This window comes from Paenibacillus sp. MZ03-122A (assembly GCF_024213325.1).
GTDB classification, from domain to species: Bacteria; Bacillota; Bacilli; order Paenibacillales; family Paenibacillaceae; genus Paenibacillus; species Paenibacillus polymyxa_B.
This window is the reverse complement of sequence record NZ_JANAVI010000003.1, coordinates 436,585-456,553: the sequence shown is the minus strand read 5'-3', so window position 1 is coordinate 456,553 and position 19,969 is coordinate 436,585. Positions and strand designations below refer to the sequence as shown.

General features: G+C 45.2%; 21 protein-coding genes and 1 riboswitch. Of the genes, 2 read left to right on the top strand and 19 right to left on the bottom strand.

The genetic code is table 11. From position 1 onward, the window contains the following. Positions 1–10: 10 nt before the first annotated feature. The 5 genes from NLX74_RS09315 to NLX74_RS09295 form a co-directional block, all read right to left on the bottom strand. On the bottom strand, positions 11–3,082 hold the full coding sequence (locus NLX74_RS09315; protein ID WP_235309706.1) for a cellulose binding domain-containing protein: 3,072 nt from the start codon (positions 3,080–3,082) through the stop codon (positions 11–13). A 479-nt stretch (positions 3,083–3,561) separates the two neighbouring features. After that, positions 3,562–4,734: a M20 metallopeptidase family protein gene (locus NLX74_RS09310; RefSeq protein WP_254328517.1), complete on the bottom strand. Its 1,173-nt coding sequence runs from the start codon at positions 4,732–4,734 to the stop codon at positions 3,562–3,564. Positions 4,735–4,848: 114 nt separating this feature from the next. After that, positions 4,849–5,130: an oligopeptide/dipeptide ABC transporter ATP-binding protein gene (locus tag NLX74_RS09305; RefSeq protein WP_235309705.1), complete on the bottom strand. Its 282-nt coding sequence runs from the start codon at positions 5,128–5,130 to the stop codon at positions 4,849–4,851. A gap of 95 nt (positions 5,131–5,225) precedes the next feature. Further along, positions 5,226–5,453 carry an ABC transporter ATP-binding protein gene (locus tag NLX74_RS09300; RefSeq protein ID WP_254328516.1) on the bottom strand — a complete coding sequence of 76 codons (228 nt, stop codon included), beginning with the start codon at positions 5,451–5,453 and terminating at the stop codon, positions 5,226–5,228. 270 nt (positions 5,454–5,723) lie between these two features. Then, on the bottom strand, positions 5,724–6,233 hold the full coding sequence (locus NLX74_RS09295) for a GNAT family N-acetyltransferase (protein ID WP_254328515.1): 510 nt from the start codon (positions 6,231–6,233) through the stop codon (positions 5,724–5,726). A 116-nt stretch (positions 6,234–6,349) separates the two neighbouring features. Here NLX74_RS09295 and xerS point away from each other — a divergent pair, with 116 nt between their 5' ends. After that, positions 6,350–7,450 carry a tyrosine recombinase XerS gene (xerS, locus tag NLX74_RS09290; protein WP_069289662.1) on the top strand — a complete coding sequence of 367 codons (1,101 nt, stop codon included), beginning with the start codon at positions 6,350–6,352 and terminating at the stop codon, positions 7,448–7,450. 4 nt (positions 7,451–7,454) lie between these two features. On the opposite strand, the gene mobB is transcribed toward xerS, so the two are convergent. From mobB to NLX74_RS09240, 11 genes are all read right to left on the bottom strand, one after another. Beyond that, complete coding sequence (gene mobB / locus NLX74_RS09285; protein WP_254328514.1) at positions 7,455–8,003, bottom strand: molybdopterin-guanine dinucleotide biosynthesis protein B; 549 nt, start codon at positions 8,001–8,003, stop codon at positions 7,455–7,457. Further along, positions 8,000–9,277 carry a molybdopterin molybdotransferase MoeA gene (locus NLX74_RS09280; protein WP_254328513.1) on the bottom strand — a complete coding sequence of 426 codons (1,278 nt, stop codon included), beginning with the start codon at positions 9,275–9,277 and terminating at the stop codon, positions 8,000–8,002. The genes mobB and NLX74_RS09280 overlap by 4 nt, the downstream gene beginning before the upstream one ends. A gap of 322 nt (positions 9,278–9,599) precedes the next feature. Further along, complete coding sequence (locus tag NLX74_RS25630) at positions 9,600–9,731, bottom strand: hypothetical protein (protein WP_257785361.1); 132 nt, start codon at positions 9,729–9,731, stop codon at positions 9,600–9,602. Beyond that, a complete protein-coding gene (locus NLX74_RS09275) occupies positions 9,704–10,252 on the bottom strand; it encodes an accessory gene regulator ArgB-like protein (RefSeq protein ID WP_172828245.1) in 549 nt (182 codons plus the stop codon). Before NLX74_RS09275 ends, NLX74_RS25630 begins: the two co-directional genes overlap by 28 nt. Beyond that, complete coding sequence (locus NLX74_RS09270) at positions 10,203–10,916, bottom strand: hypothetical protein (RefSeq protein ID WP_069289665.1); 714 nt, start codon at positions 10,914–10,916, stop codon at positions 10,203–10,205. Before NLX74_RS09270 ends, NLX74_RS09275 begins: the two co-directional genes overlap by 50 nt. A gap of 192 nt (positions 10,917–11,108) precedes the next feature. Continuing rightward, complete coding sequence (locus NLX74_RS09265) at positions 11,109–11,561, bottom strand: SRPBCC family protein (RefSeq protein WP_254328512.1); 453 nt, start codon at positions 11,559–11,561, stop codon at positions 11,109–11,111. Between the two features lie 221 nt (positions 11,562–11,782). Then, positions 11,783–12,538 carry a DUF4247 domain-containing protein gene (locus tag NLX74_RS09260; RefSeq protein ID WP_069289667.1) on the bottom strand — a complete coding sequence of 252 codons (756 nt, stop codon included), beginning with the start codon at positions 12,536–12,538 and terminating at the stop codon, positions 11,783–11,785. A 13-nt stretch (positions 12,539–12,551) separates the two neighbouring features. Continuing rightward, a complete protein-coding gene (locus tag NLX74_RS09255) occupies positions 12,552–13,058 on the bottom strand; it encodes a DUF4178 domain-containing protein (RefSeq protein ID WP_007432513.1) in 507 nt (168 codons plus the stop codon). Positions 13,059–13,082: 24 nt separating this feature from the next. Beyond that, the gene (locus NLX74_RS09250; protein ID WP_254328511.1) at positions 13,083–13,490 is read right to left on the bottom strand and encodes a DUF350 domain-containing protein; all 408 of its coding nucleotides are present in this window, start codon (positions 13,488–13,490) and stop codon (positions 13,083–13,085) included. Positions 13,491–13,617: 127 nt separating this feature from the next. Then, positions 13,618–14,286 (bottom strand): PspA/IM30 family protein, encoded by a 669-nt coding sequence (locus tag NLX74_RS09245; RefSeq protein ID WP_254328510.1) that lies wholly within the window; start codon positions 14,284–14,286, stop codon positions 13,618–13,620. Between the two features lie 87 nt (positions 14,287–14,373). Beyond that, positions 14,374–15,396 carry an NADH:flavin oxidoreductase/NADH oxidase gene (locus tag NLX74_RS09240; RefSeq protein WP_235309882.1) on the bottom strand — a complete coding sequence of 341 codons (1,023 nt, stop codon included), beginning with the start codon at positions 15,394–15,396 and terminating at the stop codon, positions 14,374–14,376. A gap of 306 nt (positions 15,397–15,702) precedes the next feature. Between NLX74_RS09240 and NLX74_RS09235 the strand changes: the two genes are divergently transcribed. Beyond that, entirely contained in the window at positions 15,703–16,509 is an 807-nt protein-coding gene (locus tag NLX74_RS09235) for a polysaccharide deacetylase family protein (protein ID WP_254328509.1), read from the top strand. A gap of 199 nt (positions 16,510–16,708) precedes the next feature. Here the strand turns inward: NLX74_RS09235 and NLX74_RS09230 are convergent, their stop codons facing one another. The 3 genes from NLX74_RS09230 to NLX74_RS09220 form a co-directional block, all read right to left on the bottom strand. Continuing rightward, positions 16,709–17,377 (bottom strand): 3D domain-containing protein, encoded by a 669-nt coding sequence (locus NLX74_RS09230; RefSeq protein WP_254328508.1) that lies wholly within the window; start codon positions 17,375–17,377, stop codon positions 16,709–16,711. Between the two features lie 6 nt (positions 17,378–17,383). Further along, positions 17,384–17,552, bottom strand: a riboswitch (cyclic di-AMP (ydaO/yuaA leader). 234 nt (positions 17,553–17,786) lie between these two features. Beyond that, complete coding sequence (locus tag NLX74_RS09225; protein ID WP_061828246.1) at positions 17,787–18,509, bottom strand: amino acid ABC transporter ATP-binding protein; 723 nt, start codon at positions 18,507–18,509, stop codon at positions 17,787–17,789. Then, on the bottom strand, positions 18,496–19,959 hold the full coding sequence (locus tag NLX74_RS09220; protein WP_254328507.1) for an ABC transporter substrate-binding protein/permease: 1,464 nt from the start codon (positions 19,957–19,959) through the stop codon (positions 18,496–18,498). Before NLX74_RS09220 ends, NLX74_RS09225 begins: the two co-directional genes overlap by 14 nt. Between the last annotated feature and the right edge of the window lie 10 nt (positions 19,960–19,969).

The window sequence follows — 19,969 nt, the reverse complement described above, 5'->3', positions numbered from 1 at the left end:
CTTATTAAGGTTAGGGCTCAATTCCCCATTGCTTGCTTCCAGACAGGTAAGCGGTTATTTTAGAAGAATCTTGTAAACTGTTTGCTGTGGGATTAAATGAATAATCATCGGTTTGTGTGTAACTGCTCCAGTCCTCTTTTGATATCCGGGTTTGCAACTCCACACTTTGACCGGGCTCTAAAGAACCCGCAGCCGAGTTAAAGCCGATTTCTACATAAGAATCTGCCCCTGGCTTCGCATTGGATAATGTTTTGAAGCTAGCAATCACATTCCCTGTACCGACGCTCGACCAATCTGTGAAGAAATTTTGTGCTTTCTCCCCGTTAATGGTGTAATAATAACGCAATGTCACGTCTGCTAGGGAAATTGATGAGGTTCCCGTATTGGTTATTTTAAATTTGGAACTGATTGTATTGCTTGTGGCGGATACATTCCCATTGAAGGCTTGCACCTTCAGAACGCCCTCGCCTGTTCCCGGCTCACTTGGCGTATCTCCTTTCACCGTAATCGTGAACAACGCATCAGTGCCTGTACTAAAATGGAAGTTGAGCGTGGTCTCTCCTTTAGGAAGTTTCGATAAATACTTGTTAGTAAGAACGACCGTTTCTTCACTAACCGTATAATCTTCACTCTTGTTCAGCACCACGCTTCCCTGCTTGATCGCTTCTAGCGTATTACCGTTAAGTGTAAGCTTGACAGTAATATCGGTATTGCTGTTATCTACTCCATAGGTTGCAGTCGTTGGTGTAATACTTGCTTGCCCGGTAGATGGCTGATCACCACCCACACGATCTGCCACCAGAATGCCGCGGCCATTCGTTCCCAGATAAGCACGTCCGTAAACCCGAGGGTCCCCAATAATTTTGGTCACTCGAGCATATTGATGCTTGTCATCATTAATGCGCGCCCAGTTTGCGCCAGCATCGTCCGAACGGTAAAATCCACGTGTACCATCAATTTTACCAACGATAAATACCGCTGCATTCGTACGGTTCGGCGCTGCCTTACCAAAGCCTACAAAATCCGCTTCCTGCACATTAGAGAGCTTGGTGAACGTAGCGCCAGAATCCTTGGAATGCCATAAGCCATATGGCCCTCCATCCTCGGAGCCTCCGGCGAACCATACATCTCCTTCTGCTCCTCGTACAGCGTCAATATCAGCATTGCCTGCTGTCGGTAAGCCAGTTACCGCTGATGGCGTAAAGGATACGCCTCCATTGGTGCTCACATATATTTTCCCGGAGGCAAATGCGTAATATTTATTAGGGTTCACTCGATCAGAGACGATCTTTGCATTCGCTGGAATCCCTGTGCTTGCTGTCCATGCGTTGCCGCCAGTTTTGGAGTAGAACACACCTTTGTCCGATGTACTCCACAGCAAGCCATTCCCATCTGCCGCTACGGCGATGCTCCCTCCTCCTGTTGTACCGGAAGGCTCGCTATTTGCCTTATACCAGTTGGCTCCGCCATCATTGGAAAAACCGATGGATTTGGCATTTGGATCTTTTTTATAATCCGCTTTACCTACCCGGGCCATAAAAGAAGGATTCAACTCGGCATAATCGATGCTTTCGCTGCTTGTAAAGGTCGGATTATCCAGCATTTTAGCTGGAGCCTTGAACAGATCGTCATGCTTGAAACCAGAGACATCACCTACTGCGCTCACCAAAGGCGCGCCAACTGGAGGGCTCACCAAATCCAAAATCGCTGTTTCCTCTACCCCTTTAGCGGCTACCGAAATATCTAGCTTTCCTCCTTTATCCCAATTGGTCAGGTTTTTAGAGCCATAAATCGTAGCTCCGGTGCCATACAGCATATGGTCTGAATTAAACGGATCTATCTCCAGATCTCCGATCATCCAGCCCAGCTTGGGCGATGCTTCCGGTGGAGCAGGGTTGGCATTGAAAGTCAGCCAAGGCGCACCGCTTATATCCAGATTGTATTTCAGCTTGCGAGACGGATAACCATCGAATTCCCAAATAGGACTCCAGGTTGCCCCACTATCCGTGCTGCGGTAAATCGTTTCATCCGGCCACCAGGCATTCAAGGTAGCAACCATAAGTGTACCTGGCTTCTGGGCATCCACCGTCAGTCCACCATATCCAAAATGATTGTCCGCGCTGCTGCTACCAATAGGGCTAATGTTAGTCCACTGCCCGCTTGCTGTATTCAATTTCCACAGTTCACCCTTTGTTCCGTCATATGGACCAGCTCCATCGCTATAAGAAATATACAAGTTGCCGTCCGCTGATAACACACCGTGATGTGGCAAATAGCCCGTAGGCTGTCCCGCTATAGCAGACCAGGTTGTTCCGCCATCTGTACTGCGATAGACACTTTGCTTTTTATCTGCAACACCTACATAGATCGTCTGCGTTGCTTTACTGGAAGAGCCTGTTTTTTTGTCAAAGGTAATCCAGGCCAAACCGACAATGTCGCTGGTATATTCATTGGAAGGGTCCTGTACATACGTCCCTGGATTCGGGAAACTGCTCACCTTGCTCCAAGTTGCTCCGAAGTCAGAGCTTTTCCATAGTCCATTACCACTTCGAGCTCCAAAGAACAAAATATTATTCTTATTTGGATCAATCGTCAGACGTTCACCCATTGAACGCCCCGGCATATTGCCCCCCACCTTAAAAGGAAGCTTGGTTGTCTGCCACGTATTGCCCCTGTCGGTGGAACGCATAATCTGCCCGTTTTCTTTATCCCATGAATTAGTATACGTGCCTGTAGCTATATATACGCGATTCGGATCAATAGGATCAGTCGCCAGTGCATCGACTCCATTTTTGTTCCAATCCTCCCAGCCCACAGAATCCGTCAGCGGAACCCAGCTCTCATTGGCAGCATTCCAGCGGTAAGCTCCTCCAATATCTGTACGGGCATAGATTAGGTCTTTTTCCGTTTCATTAAAAATAATGCCAGGTACAAAACCACCACCTCCACCTGTTACGACACTTTTCCAACTGTAATCGTCACTTGGAGCAGCATGAGCCGGTGCTATCATTCCTGTCCAGGAAGCACCCGCTACCACAAGCGCCAAACAAGCAATTCTCAACCTGTTTTTTGCCTTAGTCAATGAATTCAACCTCCTTCTTCATTATCATTTGAATATGCGAGTCATTCTGAGATCAAAGTAATCAGCCGATTCTGAATACGTTCCTATCGTTATCGTTGCTTCTCACAAATCTGACAAATGTTTTCTCAGGCTCACCTCCATTCAACCAATATATACGGTGCGATACTCGTTTTGTTAGCGCTTACATCGGTGTCTTGCTCAATAGATTCGTCATCTTTTTCTCATTTCCTTGTGCGAAAAATCAAGATAATGCAATATTATCTCGTGCTCCTCAGCTTATAATATGAGGTTTGGACTTCCTTCAGAGTTAACACCTTTTATTTAATTCTATTATGAATTTTTCATATAATGAATTAATTACTTAATTTTCATTCTTTATGGATGTCAAAATACTTTGATTCAACAAAAAACCGCGCTATGCGCGGTTCCAGCTTACATTGCTTCCGTTAATACTGTCGTCAGTCATAAACATATGCATATTATTGCAAGTATTCAAGCGCCAGAGCTAAAAAAATATGTCCTGAGACGAGCAATGCTCGCTCATCAAAATCAAAGTGAGGATGGTGATGAGCAAAATGCGTTCGTTCATCCTCATTGCGTGCACCCACATGAATGAATGCTCCCGGTCGCTGCTCCAAATAATAAGCAAAATCCTCTGCTCCCATGACCGGCTTCAAATTCAAAAAAGCGTCTGCTCCATACAGTCTGCCAATGAGCTCGCGTACACGTTCCGTTTCGGCTTCGGCATTCACCAAAGAAGGATAGCCATTCAAATAGTCAATTTCGTATCCGGCATGATAAGCCTCAGTCAACCCCTTGACGATACTGCGAATTTCATTCTCGACTTCCTTACGCACTTCCTTATTGAACGTACGTACAGTCCCTTCAATTTTGGCCTTATCTGCAATCACATTAAAGGCAGTTCCAGCTTGAAATACCCCAATCGTTAACACTGCTGATTCAATAGGGTCCACCCTGCGACTAACCACCTGCTGCAACCCGTTCACAATTTGACTACCGATAACAATAGAGTCCACCGTCTGATGCGGTCGTGCACCATGCCCGCCTTTACCGTTGATCTGGATCGTAAACGCGTCGACAGCCGCCATCGCAGGCCCACTCTTTAATCCAATTTTACCAAGTGGAATTTCAGAGGCGAGGTGAATACCGTATACCGCCTCTACCCCATCCAGACAGCCATCCTCAATCATAAACTTGGCTCCACCAGGCGGTTGTTCTTCTGCATGTTGAAAAATAAACACAAGCTTTCCCTTCAACGCCTCACGGTTATGGCTCAATACGCGTGCCACTCCAAGTAACGCAGCCGTGTGACCATCATGTCCGCAGGCATGCATAACACCCGGAACGGTCGATTTATAAGGCACATCCTTTTCATCCTGAATGGGAAGCGCATCAAAATCAGCACGAAATGCAATCGTTCTACCTGGCTGACCGCCTTCTAAAAACCCGAGCACACCGTTTCCACCCACATTCGTTCTTACCTCAATGCCAAAAGAGCGCAATTGATCGGCGATAAATGCAGACGTATTCGTTTCTTCAAAAGAAAGCTCGGGATGCTGATGTAGATGTCTTCTCCATGCAATCAGCTCTTGTTCACCATCTTTTAATTCCTGAACCCATTTTTCTAGCATAATACCCTCTTTTCCTATTGAATTTATATGCTTCTATCCTTATCTTACCATGAACGGCCTGTAGAATGTAGTTCTTTAATCATGCTGATAGTAGATCAAAGGGGTGTCTTGAACCTAGGACGGGTAATGACAAGCGGCATAATGTCCTGTGCTAATCGCTGTCAGTCCTGGCACTTCTTCCTCACGGCAACGCGAGGTCGCTAGTGGACAGCGGGTATGAAAACGACAGCCGGATGGAGGCTTCGCAGGCGAAGGAATCTCACCTTGTATCGTAATTAGCTCCCGGCGGTTTTTCGGATTTGGATTAGGTATCGAGGCAACAAGCCCTCGGGTATACGGATAGGCAGGATGCCTGAAACAACTCGTCACTTGGAGCAATTCTACAAGTTCCCCCAAGTACATAACCACTATACAGAGCAATGGCACGGGCTATCCCGATTCGTTGGCGCGTCCTCCCAAAAACTCATACGGAAATCGCGAACCATAGCAGATCAGGACCACATCACCAGATCAAACGCCGACATCGGCTCCTGAAATACCATCGCCATCTTTTTGCCGCGAAGTGAGCTTAATTCCTGCTGCGACAAAACGGTCAAATCTATGTACTGCAACAGTATTTGTCCTTGGGCAATTCGTCCGTTTTCATAATACATTAGCCGCATAATCGACTTGGGGGTAATCGTTTTTCCGCTGCCGGATTCACCGTTGGGGCAGACCATTTCTCCCGTCCTGATCGTTAGTGATACGTTGTCGAGTGCTTGCAGTAAACCTTTAGTGTGAAATTCGACCGTATAAATGTTCAATCTACAGCAATGATGACAAACGGACTCCCTCCTTCTATAGCATTTAAGAATAGGCTTTTTGTTGCTAATTTGCATTTCTTTTCGGGTCCAACTGGTCTCTTAGAAGACATGAATTGACAACAAAAAAGAGCCGACAGGATACTCTCCCCGACTCTTTTTCATTACTGATTTTCTATTTCGAATTTTTCAGGTATTGAAAAACTGACTTATATTCCCTCTTACCGGATGTGTCTGTTCCTTGTACTCGCCTTTCGTATAACTTCCAATCACCTTTCGCCAAAAAGATTGTGCCGGCCTATTGGTGCTCATTTGGGTCACCTTCCAACGTCCGTTAAAACGTCCAAACAGCTCATGAGCCGCCCAAGTCCCAACCCCATTATGCCGATAAGGACGAAGTACAAAGAACTCAGCCATGTAGTAGTCAGCTTCTCGATTGCTGGACATTCGGTCAACGAGTGCAAAGCCTACAGGACTATCCTGTCTCCAAATTAGAAAAGGCAGCTTCTGTTCACCGCTCGTCCAATATTGATACAAGTCTGGATAAGCCGGGAATGTCCCCTTCTCAGTGACATCAATTCGAAGATAGGCTGTAAAATCGTATAAATAAAATTGCATGAGCTGTACAATAATGTCCTTTTGCGACTCCGGTACACTCTTAATAGACAGCTTCAGTTCCGATTTGATATTATACCCCATACATTCACCTCTCTTGGCGGTTCAATCTGTTCTTTAACTTCGAATTACATCCCATCCAGTGCTGTTCAAAATATGCTAAAATACATATATATTATGACCGGACGAGGTGGAACCCAATGAATATACAAAAGATCATCGACCGGCGCAAACTAGATGAAAAAATGCCGGGATTACCATGGTACGTGCAACAATTTATGGATTACAAGCTGCCCGACCTGTCCCCTTCCACGTTACTAGAATATGTGCGGGATTACGAAGCTTTCTTTTCATGGCTTCGCTCGGAAGGCTTGTCTACTGGAGAAACAAATGCCCAAGTTACACTGGAAGAATTGGAGACACTTCATATGGACAGTATTACAGGCTTTCGATTATTCCTGTCTACGAAGCGCGAAGGCTCCAACTCCCGTATTACCATTTCACGTAAGCTGTCGTCCCTGCGTTCGCTTTTTCATTATTTGAGTCAGATCGCTGAGGATGAAAATTTTTATCCATTGCTCAAACGCAACATTATGGCCAAGGTCGAAATCAAGCGCATACATAAACCCAAGGATACGGCGGCCAAGCTTAAAGGTAAAATACTGGAAGAGGAAGAACTGCTTGAATTCATCGGTTATATTTATGAAGGCTATGGTCAGGATTTGGCCGATAACAAGCAGGCGTTATACTCCTATGAACTAAATAAGGAACGGGATGCCTGCATCGCCAGCCTCATTTTGAACTCAGGCCTGCGCGTATCTGAAATCGTCAATCTGAATCTAGATGATTTAGACATAAACAATAAATTATTATATGTGTACCGCAAAGGCAATAACGACGAAACCTTTAAAACGCCGGTGTATTTCCGCGAGCAATCCAAAGATGATCTCATACTTTATTTGTCCCTGAGACATACCCGTTACCGCGCCCCAAAAAAAGAAAAAGCTCTCTTTGTCGCACGTCCTAACGGCAGTACAGAAGGCAAACGGATGACCAAAAGAGCGATTCAGGCAATGATCATCAAGTACGCCAAGCGTTTCGGCAAGCCTTACCTTACCGTGCATAAGCTTCGTCATTCCTTTGCTACTGATTATTATTTACAAAATGATATTTACAAAACAAAGGAACAACTGGGGCACGCTTCGACAGAAACAACAGAAGTGTATGCCCACCTGACTGACAAAACCATGTCCCAGGCGATCGAACGGCGGGTAGAGACTCTAACCGACTCAGCCGATTGATGTCTCACCCCTGCTTATTCCTCATTCCTTCTATCTGCTTTTGAATCTGTTCGAGTAGCCAGCGGCCTGCGGGTCCGTTGGCCTCGGCAGGAAATATCTGTATCATTTCATCTGAGTAGTGACCTTGAGCCCAATCCATTTGATGCTCCCAAACCGCTATCCCCTGCACATTTGTCAGCTTATCGGTAAGCTGAGCATCCGATTGTTCCCGCACCATGACCAGCTTTGGATAATCCTCCTGCTTGAAGCCTTCCAGCAACACACAATCATAGGCCTGAAAATGCCGGATCAGACTGGTGACAGGCTGACTATGCTCCTCTAAAATGGCTGTTCTTCCAGCCGAAACAATAGCTACGCCTTCAGCACCCGCCTGTCGGTGCTTGTACGTATCTGTACCCTCATGATCCATTTCAAATTCATGTCCATCATGCTTGATCACTGCTACGCGTAGACCTGACTTCTGCACATAACGAATCAACCCTCCGAGAAAGGTCGTTTTCCCCGTATTTTTGAATCCGACGATTTGACATACAAATGGATGTTTCGTATTCACGTTACCTGTCCACCTTGTAATACCAGTACTCGCACCTCTTCACCTTCGCGTAATCCTTCTGTTGTAGGAGGAATTACGATCAGACAGTCGCTGTCCTTAATGGTCACCATGACACTGGATTCATCTACTCGCGCAGGAATCGCGTATACTTGCCCACCACGTATCTCCAGAGAGCTGCGTACAAAGCGTGTATAGTTGTTTACCTTCGTATAATCTGCGCCTAACTTCGCCGTCCAGGTTTGTAAATATGGATGTGCCGAAGATAACATCATTTGGATCGTCGGCCGTACAAACAGCTCACAGCCTACAAAGCACGCACCGGGGTTGCCTGAAAGCGCAAATAACAGCTTGCCGTCAATCACTGCGGCTGTGGTCACACTTCCTGGACGCATCGTAACCTTGTTGAACAGCATATTCACATCTTCCTGTCGTACCAGGTCACCCATAATATCAAAATCCCCCACCGATACTCCTCCACTCGTGACCACGATATCATAGGCAGCTATGGCTTCACGTACAGAGGTACGGGCAAGGCTCAAATCATCATGAATGGCTTGTAAAATGAACGGCTCGCCTCCTGCCTCTCTAATTTGAGAAGCCAGCATATATGTATTACTGTTTCGAATTTTCCCTGGTTGTAACGGCTCATCCACTGCAAGTAATTCCGATCCTGTAGAAAAAACGGCCACCCTTGGCTTCCTGTAAACAGGTACCTGATGTACTCCAAACGTAGCCAGTACCGAGATGTGCCCTGCTCCCAGGCAGGTTCCCTTACTAAGCAAAAGCTGACCTTCCTGAATCTCATGACCAATCTGTGTCACATTTTTGCCAATCTCCATACGCTTCTTCAAGCCGACATATGTCTGTCCGTTTTCCTCACGCAGCTGTGTTGCTTCCAGCATGACAACTGTGTCCGCTCCTTCAGGTAATTGCGCTCCTGTCATGATACGGGCAGCCATTCCAGTCTCCACCCGCTTGTCCGATACGGTGCCACATGGAATTTCATCAATCACATGTAACCAGATTTCCTGACCGGACGAGCAGACTTCGGTGTCCGAGCCAAGGATCGCATAACCGTCCATACCTGAGCGACGAAAACGGGGATACGGGTGTGGTGCGGTCAAATCCACCGCCAAATAGCGTCCATGCGCCTGCTCCAGCTCTACGTCTTCCCTTTCACCCTGTTTAACATGGCTAGCTATCCTGCTTTGCGCCTCTTCCACCTGAAATGCTTTACGCTGGAATTTTTCTGCGTTTAATGATATATGATTCATAATCTCACTCCGTTCTTCTAAAATGCCCTCTTTCTGTTATAACGCTAAAACCGTTATCTGGCAAATCGGGGGGTGTCTAAGTATGTATGGCAATAAAAATAACCCGTGAATTCTACGGGTCATTTCTATAACTTTTTAAGTGCTTTAAGCTTATTATGAGACATAGAGCAAGTGAAGTCAGATTCTTCGAATCGTACCTCCAAATGCGTTAGACTCGATCTCACAAAACCAAGTCGTGATAGCTGAAAAGCTTCCTTGCAAGTCTGTGCGGTTAGCCCGATCGTATAAAAGCAATGCCCCAAATTGAAAACGCGGTACTTCATCAGTTCTTTTCTTTTTTCTTAAGCTCAGCCGGTATCGGTTTAGCACCAAATACTGTTTTTTCATTTTTGGTAGATTCGTTAGCGTATTTTCCCAGTCTTATATTTAAAGCTCTCGCCAATCTTTTATCCATTTTCGTTCACCTCCTTTCCATAAAGGAAGAATGCTGAATGCTTGAATAGCTAAAGCTAAACATATTATGTGGGACTGTATAAAAAAATTCACTGCGCATACCAAAACACATACAGTTTTATAATATTTGTGGTTATTGGTCTTATGAATATAAATAAAATGATTGGGTGCATAAACTAAAAACACTAATATTGAACAAGCATTAATAATCGAAATTGTTGATAAATTTAAAGAGACGAAGGGTATAGTTACACATATTGCCGTTGTAAAACAGACACAAAATGTAAGATTACTGAAGTGTGCCCCTCCTGAAAATTTTCTTACAAACATGATAGTTACTAGAGCTAATAACGCCCCCCAAAAATGCCCGGTCATCCAAGCGATAACCGCAACCATTAGTATCGACGATACTTCGGTAATTTTTATACCAAGCGCATACTCCATCACTTCTACACTTGTTGGGCCATCAGGATCAGCTTTTTTTATTTCCGTTGCGATGTACCTTGATAGCGCTTCTAGCACCCTCGTAATCTCCTCTCTCTGAAAAGAAATACGACAAACCGAAAGTAAGCAATGAAATGGATAGTAATCCTATGGTATTTGAGCTATAGAGCATATACAAAGTAATAAAAATGGTGGCAGCTGATATTAGAGCACCTAGAATCAACAGCTTATTTAGAGACGATAAGTAATTTTCAGCTCTTAAAAAATCATGTGGAGGCTGAATTATAAACGAGAATCCAAAGTTATATTTTCCCATCACAAAAGAAATAAAGTACGCAATAATAATAGAAGATAACTGAATAACGTAAATAGAAGAGCCAGAAGTATCATTAATAACACCTGGTTCTGCTACTCCGAAAAAATTTGCAAACAGAAATACAAAAAGTTGTAGGTTAATGTAGGCTGTTAGACCAGAACCAGCAGAAAAAGCTGCTAGATGGGTTTTGATCCCTAAACCGAATCTAAAAAAGATAACCATTAACAAATACTGAAGCGGCAAATCTAATTTAGGCAAGCCTATAACTTCCCTCATTAGAAAGGAAAACAAAGCTATGCCCATTGCATAGAATAATATTTTTGTGCGATATTCCCTCACGGGAAGCATATAAAGCTTTAAGACCAAAATAACAGCGGCCAAAGCATCGAATACACCAAGTAATATATATAAAAAAGCAGATAACACAGATACACCATCCTCTTATTTCGCCTGTTGTAATTGTATATTTTACTAATAGATGTGGCAATGAAATAATCTAGTAAACTGGTAATATTTGTTTTTATGTAAGGTAAATATTTATTTTTGTCGTCAAAAAATATGGAAAGAACGATTTTAAAATCGCCCTCTTGTTGCAATTTTAGCCTGTAACCTTCTGAATTATCTATCTGGCATCATCCTTTCGTCGAGCAGCTCAATTACAAGCGGCCAAGCCTGCTCATGTTGGTTCCTTGAATTCTCATCTGGAAAACCTGCATGCGTTAAGTAAAGATGCGTACCATTACCGCGAGGTTTAAGCTCAACGGTGACCACTGTTTCAGCTCCCTTGGTGCCGCCTTCGCCAGTAACCCAAGTCAGCTCGATAAGTCTGTTTTGCTCAAGTCTTAGAAATCTTCCGTAATGTGGATGACGCTTTCCCTCAAAATGCGTTTCGAAAAAGAAGGTCGTGTTCACTTCAGCCTCCATTAATACTGATCCTGGGGCTGCAAACCAACTGTCAAACTGCTTCGTCCACGCCTGATACAGGACATTCGGAGAACACTCCATTTTTCGTTCCACCATTAGATTAAATGGTCTTTGTGAAAGATCTGGCCAAGAAATAGATAGTACCATTTAATTTTCAATCCCTTCAATCAAACAGAGTTTTGATTATCTCTACATTATTATATCTATAAAGGTGTAGGTTGCGGCTGCTTTCCCTTATCTGTCCACTTCTACTTGATGGCTGTGCCGCTAGATGATCACCAACGTCATCTCTAAAAATAAAAAAGGAACTGTGCATCAGTACCACAGTTCCGCGAATCTTTTGTTTTCAAATAAATTGACGATACCCATCATCGTCGACTTCGTCGGCTGATTTTACCTGAACCGCTACGTGTTTTGGGCTTACTATAAGATCTACGCGGCGAATCAAATATGCTGGAACCGCCGCTGTCGCTCCGGTCACGTGAAATCGAGCCTCTGCTCGGTGAACTGCTGGACCCTCTGTCGAACAAACTTCCGCTTGACCCAACGCTAGAATCCGAGTTCTTTCCTCTACGGGTAACCGAGCCTTTCCGCTCCACCGTAATCGGCGGGATCGCTTTTTTCTCCTGCACCGTAGGGGCACGATATTGGCCCTGAGAAGGTCGGTATACATCTCTGCTGGAGTAGCCCCGATAGGAGCCTGAACCACGCAACGAATCAAACAGAGCATCCAGCACAGTTGCGGTTAAGTATCCTTTTAGAAAGCTTGAACTGTAATTTTGTTCGACATACTTTTTACTGTCAATTTCAATGAGTGTATCTTCCTTCTTAGCTGGATCTTGCTGCAAATGGTACCACTCATCGCTATATACCAGAAACATCCGCTCATTGCTTTGCGGTGACATTTGTTCCGGTGTACGCTGTTCTTTCAATTCCTCCGCTACTTCCGGAACTGTCTTGCCAGCTGCCCGGTATACATACGAGGTTGAGTTTCCGCTGCCACTAACCGATTCCAGCGGATACGTATCTTTTACACTTGGCGCGCCGCAGCCGCTTAACACGGATACGAACAAGCTCAGCGCCACCATGATCTTTAATGCATACTGCCAGGTGCGTTTGCTCATGTGTAACCCTCTCCTAGCTTGCCCGAATAACCTTAACGTCTCCGGTAATCACTTCTTCTCCTTCATAAAGCATAAAGCGACCGTCCTGCCACTCTACCCGCAACAGATGATAATCATCAGACTGGTACTGCCAAACATGCTGCTCTCCACCCTGTCGGAAAGGAGCACGGCCCATGACGGTAACATGCCCAGAATACTGCTCCTCCAAATGATACGTTGTATCATCCAGCTCTAAAATGGTCGGCACTTCCTCGGGGTTGTCAAGTCTGCCGTCGATGGCCTGATATAGTCCGAATTGCAGTGTTTCCCGTTCCTCAATATGAAGATAACTGACTTGATTACCATCCTGAAGCGTCAAAACAACGGCATTCCGGGCACGATTATGTACACGACCTACCACTTCATAGGTAACAAGCGACACTTCACAGATATCACCTGGATTTAAGTGAAGCATGCTTTTCTCTGCTTTTGGCGGCTCCGGCTTAGCAAATAGATTTGAAATTCGTTTCCACACACCCATGGTTATATTCCTGCCTTTCTTAGCCTAGAAGCATGCTGTAATGATCAAGGCGCCAACCAGATGAAGCGCTCCTGAAAACAGACCGAAACCAATTTTACCTTCCTGTGTACCTTTATCCAGATCAAACTGAGCCCAGTACCGCAACAGCAGACGTACAATAACTTCCAAAACAAGCAGGATGACAAAGGCGATCACAGAATACACAAGCGCTTCGAGCAAATTATTAGCTGTAGCGATAGAGCCCGACAAAATATAGCCTTGTGCAACCAGCTTCATAATCATTCGTACCGTTACGGCCATATTTCCAGCTTTCACTTCGGCAAAATCCTTATACTTCGTAAATAAAGAGTCGATATACATTAATGCGAAAATCAAAATAGCCCCCGCACCAGTCCATACAAGCATTGCTTTCATCGTTTCTAAAAAATGCATTTCATACCATCCTCCACATCTTCTTGACCTTCATATAATGTTTTGCGCCTCCAGGCAGGGAAAAGCGAAGGAGAAACGTTTCTCCTTCGCTTCCTGAGCAATCCACTGGTGGCATTGCTAAATGTTCTTATTTATTTTCGTATTGCTTTAACAAAGCGGCAAGCTCATCGTCCACGGCGCTTTTCTTATCCAGCTCTTTGAACTCCTCATCCAACGATCTTTCCTTAGAGGACATTTCGTTGCTCGCTTCGGCACGTGCTTCTGCTTGCAGCATTTTTTCTTCCATACGCTTCAATCCGGCAGTTGCCGTATCAGAGCTAAAACCGTTCATAGCTTTGTTAATTTCGGTTTGCGCTTTAGCTGCATTATAACGGGCAACCAGTGTTTCGCGCTTGTTTTTCATTTCTGTCAGCTGTCTGCGCATTTCATCCAGCTTGCCACGTAGATTATCGGCTGCAGCTTTGTTCTGTTCGTAACCAGCTTTGAACTCGTTCATTTTTTGTTCAGCAGATTTCTTTTCTTCCAGCGCACGACGGGCCAGATCTACATTTTGTGCTTTTGCAGCGGTATGTGCCTGTTCTTCACGTTTCTTTACCAAAGCAGCCTGTTCTTCGTATTGCTGTTTGAACCTCTTTTCAATAGCAATTTGAGCGGCTACCGCTTTCTCTGCATCTTCCAGGTCCTCTTGCATATCACGAATGTATTGATCCGTCATTTTAATTGGATCTTCTGCCTTGTCGATAATGGCGTTAATGTTGGACATCGTAAGATCTCTTAATCGTTTGAAAATAGACATGTGAAGTTCCTCCTAGAGTTGAATGCTTAAATTTTAAGCTCTGTACACATGTTTACGCAAGCTTTGCAAAGAGGGTTTCAAAAATATCTAAAAACCGCGCAAGTAAGGCTCTGGGATGTCGGCCTGTACTTTTAGCTCCCGCGATGCATGCAGCGCCCAATAGGGATCACGCAGCATGGCACGGCCTATTGCTACCAGATCAGCTTCTTTTTGCTGAACAACCCGGCGAGCGTCCTCATAATCATCCAGTAAGCCAACAGCAATCACAGGTACATTCAGCTTTTCACGGATGGTATGAGCCAAATCCACCTGATAGCCGGCACGCGCAGACGGGCCTCCGCCAGAACCAATCGGACCCTCACCACCAGAAGAGATATGGAAAATATCCACACCTGCATCACGATATCGTTCCCCTACGCCTGTTATGTATTCCACGTTATATCCATCTTCGACGTATTCTTTGGCAGATATCCGCATAAGCACAGGCATGTCAGCAGGCAGAACCTCTTTAACAGCATGTATGACCTCAACACCGAACAGTGACAAATCCTGTCCATATTCATCTTCTCTGGTATTTGTTAAAGGCGAATGAAATTGATGGATCAGATAGCCGTGAGCGCCATGTATCTCAACCGTATCAAAACCGGCTTCCATCGCGCGGCGTGCGCCTTCTTTGTATGCCTGAACCAGTTCCCTGACTTCAACTGTCTTTAAGGCGTGCGGCTTTTTAAAGCGTTCGCTAAAAGGAATCGTGGACGGACCCACAGGTTGCTCAGCATCTTCAGCCTTGCGTCCAGCGTGGCCTAGTTGAATACCAATCTTGGCACCATACTTGTGGACTTCCTCTACAATCTTACGATATGCAGAAATATGTTCGTCACTCCAAATACCCAAATCACGATCCGTAATACGTCCATCTGGATGGACCGCTGTCATTTCCACAATAATAAGTCCAGTGCCTCCTACTGCCCGGCTCACATAATGGACATGATGCCAATCCGTTGGATTTCCGTCCTTGGCCTCCACGCTGTATTGGCACATCGGGGGCATGACAATCCGATTTTTTAAAGAAAGCCCCTTTAATTGATAAGGAGTAAACAAGTCGGTCACTTTTATCCATCCTTCCTTCAATTCCATGTCTGTATAATTATGAATTGCATCCCCATTATACACCAGCTGTCACTAGTATACCGAATTCGTTGTAAGGCTAAAACTTGCGAAAATGCTCCTGTTATCGGTCATGTTTAAGAGAATATGTACGTTTAGCTCCATCATCTTCATTGATAATCGTTTCATCGTGGGCTTCTTTCCATTCGTTTATGAGCCGAACTTGGTTAACAGCATATTTTTAATAGGACAGGTACATAATAGTCGAGAGCACCACTAGGTACCACTGCACGGAAAGGGGGGATACATATGCCGTACAGGGGAGTGTTGCCATGCTTGGCACTGTTACTAGCATTCTCAAGTTTACCCGTTCACGCGGATGCGCCTCCCAACACCGGAACGCCCCATCCCAAGGAAACAGCTGTTGCTTCTTCTGTACATCAGAGCACAGATCGAGCAACTCCTACATTAGCAATGCTGCGAAAAAAACATGCGGACATTTTTAAAATGTGCGGCCCACACACCCGCCAAATTGCCCTAACCTTTGATGATGTGCCCGATTCTAGGTATACGCCGCAGGTTTTGGACGTATTACACGCCAATGGCATCAAAGCCACCTTTTTCATCGTCGGTCACCGTGCGGAAAAGCATCCGGGGATCATACGCCGTATTATTCGTGAAGGCCATGCTATAGGAAACCATTCCTATACTCATCCGGATTTTAGGAAGGCCACACCCGAACGCTTTCGCAACCAGATTACAAAAACAGAACGTATTTTACAGGCCAGCGCAGGTTTTCGCCCCAAGTTGATCCGTCCACCCTACGGCGAAATCACGGAGCCTCAAATCCAATGGGCACGTCGTCATGGCTATATGATTGTCAATTGGAATGTAGACTCTCTCGATTGGAAGGGATTAAGTAAAACACAAATTCAGCGCAATGTGATCCCAGCTACCGGGCCTGGCTCTATTATTTTAATGCACGCAGGTGGAGGCCAAAGTTCCAACTTGCGAGGCACTGTCCAAGCTCTGCCGGGTCTAATTCACTCTCTAAAAGCTAAGGGTTACAAATTTGTGACAGTTCCCCGGCTACTCCACACATCGGAACGGAAATAACCATATGTTTATGATTGAGCTACAAGCTAAAGCAACGTAAAAAGGCTGTCTTACCAGCAGAAGTTTTCTGCTCGTCAAGACAGCCTTTTTTTATGGATAAGACCTGATAAGAGTCCGACCTAGTTGTATGCGGTAGGATACAGGCATTAAGTTTACATAATATATATTATGTTTAATTAAACCGTATATACGTACAATGCTATTTACCAATAACGTACAGCTTTACATTTTGAAATCCAAAGTCGTTCACAAATGATTTGTTGCCTGGAATAAAGATATCAATCCGCTTTCCTGTAATGGCGCTGCCCTGATCGCGAGCGACAGCTACAAAAGAATGATCCGGCAAACCTGGGTGGGAATAGCCTGTAACCAGCACTTTCGTGCCCATCGGAATGACGTTCGGGTCTACCGCAATTGTACCTAGTTTAAGCGGATTGCCGTAGTAGTCCACTGCTCCCCATTTACCATTCTCGTCGGCTGCGGCAGAATACGCTGAAGCCTTAACGTCAACTATTTTGCTATAGTTGAATGTTTTGCCCCACGCTTCAATCGTTGGCCCCTCATTCGCTGGTGCTTTCTCCGTAAGAAGCTGCGGCTTCGAATCCGAAGCTGCCTTCACACTTTTTTCGCCAGGCACCTTAATTTGCAGACCTGCATATATATTGTTGGAAGCAATGTTTGGGTTCGCCTTCGTTAGCTCGTCTACCGATACCCCATAACGTTGAGCAAGCAAAAAGAAGGTATCGCCCTCTTTGGCAGTGTGAAGCGAAGCAGCATCCGCTACTCCAGCTGTCTGTGTCAGCCCTGCAATAGCTGCGGCAAGCACCGCAAATTTCATCGTTTTACCAATATGTTTTAGATGTTTCAAAGATATGTACCTCCTCTGTTATGCCTGCGAAGTTAGCTGTCGGATTCGGACTCAGGAGAAGCCCTATGCTTGTGCAATTCACCCCTAGGCATATTCCACATCGTCTTATGACGTATCGGAATGACTGCCGTTGTTACGTCCCCCGCACTTCCCATAGTTTGGGCCCAGCTTCAGCGGTTGTCATAACCACATGCTGTCCCGGTAAGTTTTGGCTTACTGCATAATATCACAATTTTGTAACCTTATCCGCATGAAAATGTTGGGAACCTCGAACATCATACTACACTCATTACAATTTTGTCATCAAGAAATCGATATTTGTTACGAAAGTATGGGGAAATGGTGACAAAAAGAAAAAAGGCTCTCCGTCAAACGGAGGGCCTTTTTTATAGATTATATCAACACTTTCTTACAATACTTTGGCAAGAAAATCACGGGTGCGATCATGGCTTGGAGTGCCAAATACCTGCTCTGGTGTACCTTGCTCCACAATTTGACCGTTATCCATAAAGATAATTCGATCGCCTACCTCGCGGGCAAAGCCCATTTCATGCGTCACGATTACCATTGTCATGCCGCCTTCGGCGAGCTTCTTCATTACATCCAGAACCTCTCCAACCATTTCAGGGTCCAATGCAGAAGTCGGCTCATCGAACAGCATTACATGCGGCTGCATGGCCAAAGCACGTGCAATCGCAATACGTTGCTTCTGTCCTCCGGATAGCTGGTTCGGATAGGTATTCTTCTTATCCTCAAGCCCTACGGTACGCAAGAGTTCTAGCGAAATTTTTTCCGCTTCCTTCCCTGACTGTCTTCTAACCTGTGTTGGGGCAAGTGTCAGGTTCTGCAACACTGTTTTATGCGGGAAAAGATTAAAATGCTGGAACACCATCCCCATCTTCTCCCGGGTTACATTAATATTATGGCCACGAGCTGTAATCGGCTCGCCCTCAAATAAAATCTCCCCGTCCGTAGGCTGTTCCAACAGATTCATACAACGCAAAAACGTACTCTTCCCTGAACCACTGGGGCCGATGATGACGACGACTTCACCTTTGGCGATATCTATATCAATGCCTTTTAAAATTTCATTCTTACCGAACGATTTACGCAGTTGTTTAACGGTGATCACTGGCTCTCAACTTCCTTTCCCATAAACCCAGCAGCTTAGACAAGCTGAATGTCATTACAAAATAAATAGCGGCTGCGATTATGAACGGACTTAATCCTTCGTAGGTAATGTTCTTAATGACCTGGGCCTGATACATAATATCCACCATCCCAATGGTCGAAATAATGGAGGATTCTTTAATGATCGTAATAAACTCATTACCGATAGCAGGTAAAATAGATTTAAACGCTTGCGGTAAAATGACGTGACGCATAGCTTTGCCTCTCCCCATCCCGAGCGAGCGGGCAGCTTCCATCTGTCCACGGTCCACTGCCTGGATACCTGCACGGAAAATTTCAGCCAGATATGCTGAACTATTCAGAGACAATGTGATTATACCAGACTGGAGTGGGGTAAAATTGACACCCAGCGTCAAAGCAACCCCGTAGTGAATGATCATGAGTTGCACCAGCATAGGTGTGCCACGCAGGATTTCCACATAAGTGGTACCTAACCACTCAATGATGCGTATACCGCTCATCCGCAGCAAGGATACGATCAGACCAATGATAAATCCAAACAGGACTCCGAGTGCAGACAGCAACAGAGTGTAGCCGATACCCGTAGCGTAAAAACTGCGGTATTTCCAAAAAATATCTACGATGTTATTAGAAGAAACCTGTCGATCTGCAGAGAGCGCGCTCGCTTCTGTGGAAAACTTCTCAATCGACCCGTCCGCTTTCAGGCGAGCCAACGTTTTATTTACAGAGGCAAGCAATTCTGCGTTCCCCTTGCGTATACCTACAGCTGTTTCTGCTCCGGCATCCTCAGGCACGGCCTTGGCAAGTGTTACGGTACCATCTAACGTGTATCCTTTAGCAACCGTATCTTCGATCACAACAGCGTTGATACGCTGGGTCCGCAGCTGGAGTACCAGATCGGATATTTTGTCCAGTGAGGTTACAGTGGCATTGGGCACTTTTTGAGCAATTTCTTCCTGAATACTCCCTTTTTGCGCGCCAATCTTCTCGCCTTTCAAAGCATCCATCGTAGGATATTTGTCTTTATCCTCTGGGCGTACCATAATGACTTGCTTGGAGCGATAATATACATCTGAAAAATCAATGCTCTTTCTCCGCTCATCCGTCGGTGTCATACCGGACAGTACCAAGTCTACACGACCACTTTGCAAAGCAGGCAGCAAAGAGTCAAAACTCATGTCCTCAGGGACCATCTCCGCATCCAAATCTTTGGCGATTTCCTTGGCGATATCCACATCGAACCCAACAATGGTATCCTTACCGTTAATGACTTTATGAAACTCATACGGCGGAAAGTCGGCACTCATGCCCACTACAAGTTTTTTCTGTGGCTTTGCTTCCGTTCCGTATGCAGTGAGCATGGGAAGACCAGTCAACAGCAAGATAACCGCCGACAAAACCAGGGCGGTAAAACGATATGCCTTTTTCAATCTTTTTTTC

Excerpts from the sequence above, each read along its gene's own strand:
- xerS (WP_069289662.1), top strand. The coding sequence starts at position 6,350 with ATGAATATACAAAAGATCATCGACCGGCGCAAACTAGATGAAAAAATG.
- NLX74_RS09295 (WP_254328515.1), bottom strand. The coding sequence starts at position 6,233 with ATGGGGTATAATATCAAATCGGAACTGAAGCTGTCTATTAAGAGTGTA.
- NLX74_RS09300 (WP_254328516.1), bottom strand. The coding sequence starts at position 5,453 with ATGGTCTGCCCCAACGGTGAATCCGGCAGCGGAAAAACGATTACCCCC.
- NLX74_RS09265 (WP_254328512.1), bottom strand. The coding sequence starts at position 11,561 with ATGGTACTATCTATTTCTTGGCCAGATCTTTCACAAAGACCATTTAAT.
- NLX74_RS09255 (WP_007432513.1), bottom strand. The coding sequence starts at position 13,058 with ATGGGTGTGTGGAAACGAATTTCAAATCTATTTGCTAAGCCGGAGCCG.
- NLX74_RS09235 (WP_254328509.1), top strand. The coding sequence starts at position 15,703 with ATGCCGTACAGGGGAGTGTTGCCATGCTTGGCACTGTTACTAGCATTC.
- NLX74_RS09250 (WP_254328511.1), bottom strand. The coding sequence starts at position 13,490 with ATGCATTTTTTAGAAACGATGAAAGCAATGCTTGTATGGACTGGTGCG.
- NLX74_RS09245 (WP_254328510.1), bottom strand. The coding sequence starts at position 14,286 with ATGTCTATTTTCAAACGATTAAGAGATCTTACGATGTCCAACATTAAC.
- NLX74_RS09260 (WP_069289667.1), bottom strand. The coding sequence starts at position 12,538 with ATGAGCAAACGCACCTGGCAGTATGCATTAAAGATCATGGTGGCGCTG.
- NLX74_RS25630 (WP_257785361.1), bottom strand. The coding sequence starts at position 9,731 with ATGGATAAAAGATTGGCGAGAGCTTTAAATATAAGACTGGGAAAATAC.
- NLX74_RS09280 (WP_254328513.1), bottom strand. The coding sequence starts at position 9,277 with ATGAATCATATATCATTAAACGCAGAAAAATTCCAGCGTAAAGCATTT.
- NLX74_RS09310 (WP_254328517.1), bottom strand. The coding sequence starts at position 4,734 with ATGCTAGAAAAATGGGTTCAGGAATTAAAAGATGGTGAACAAGAGCTG.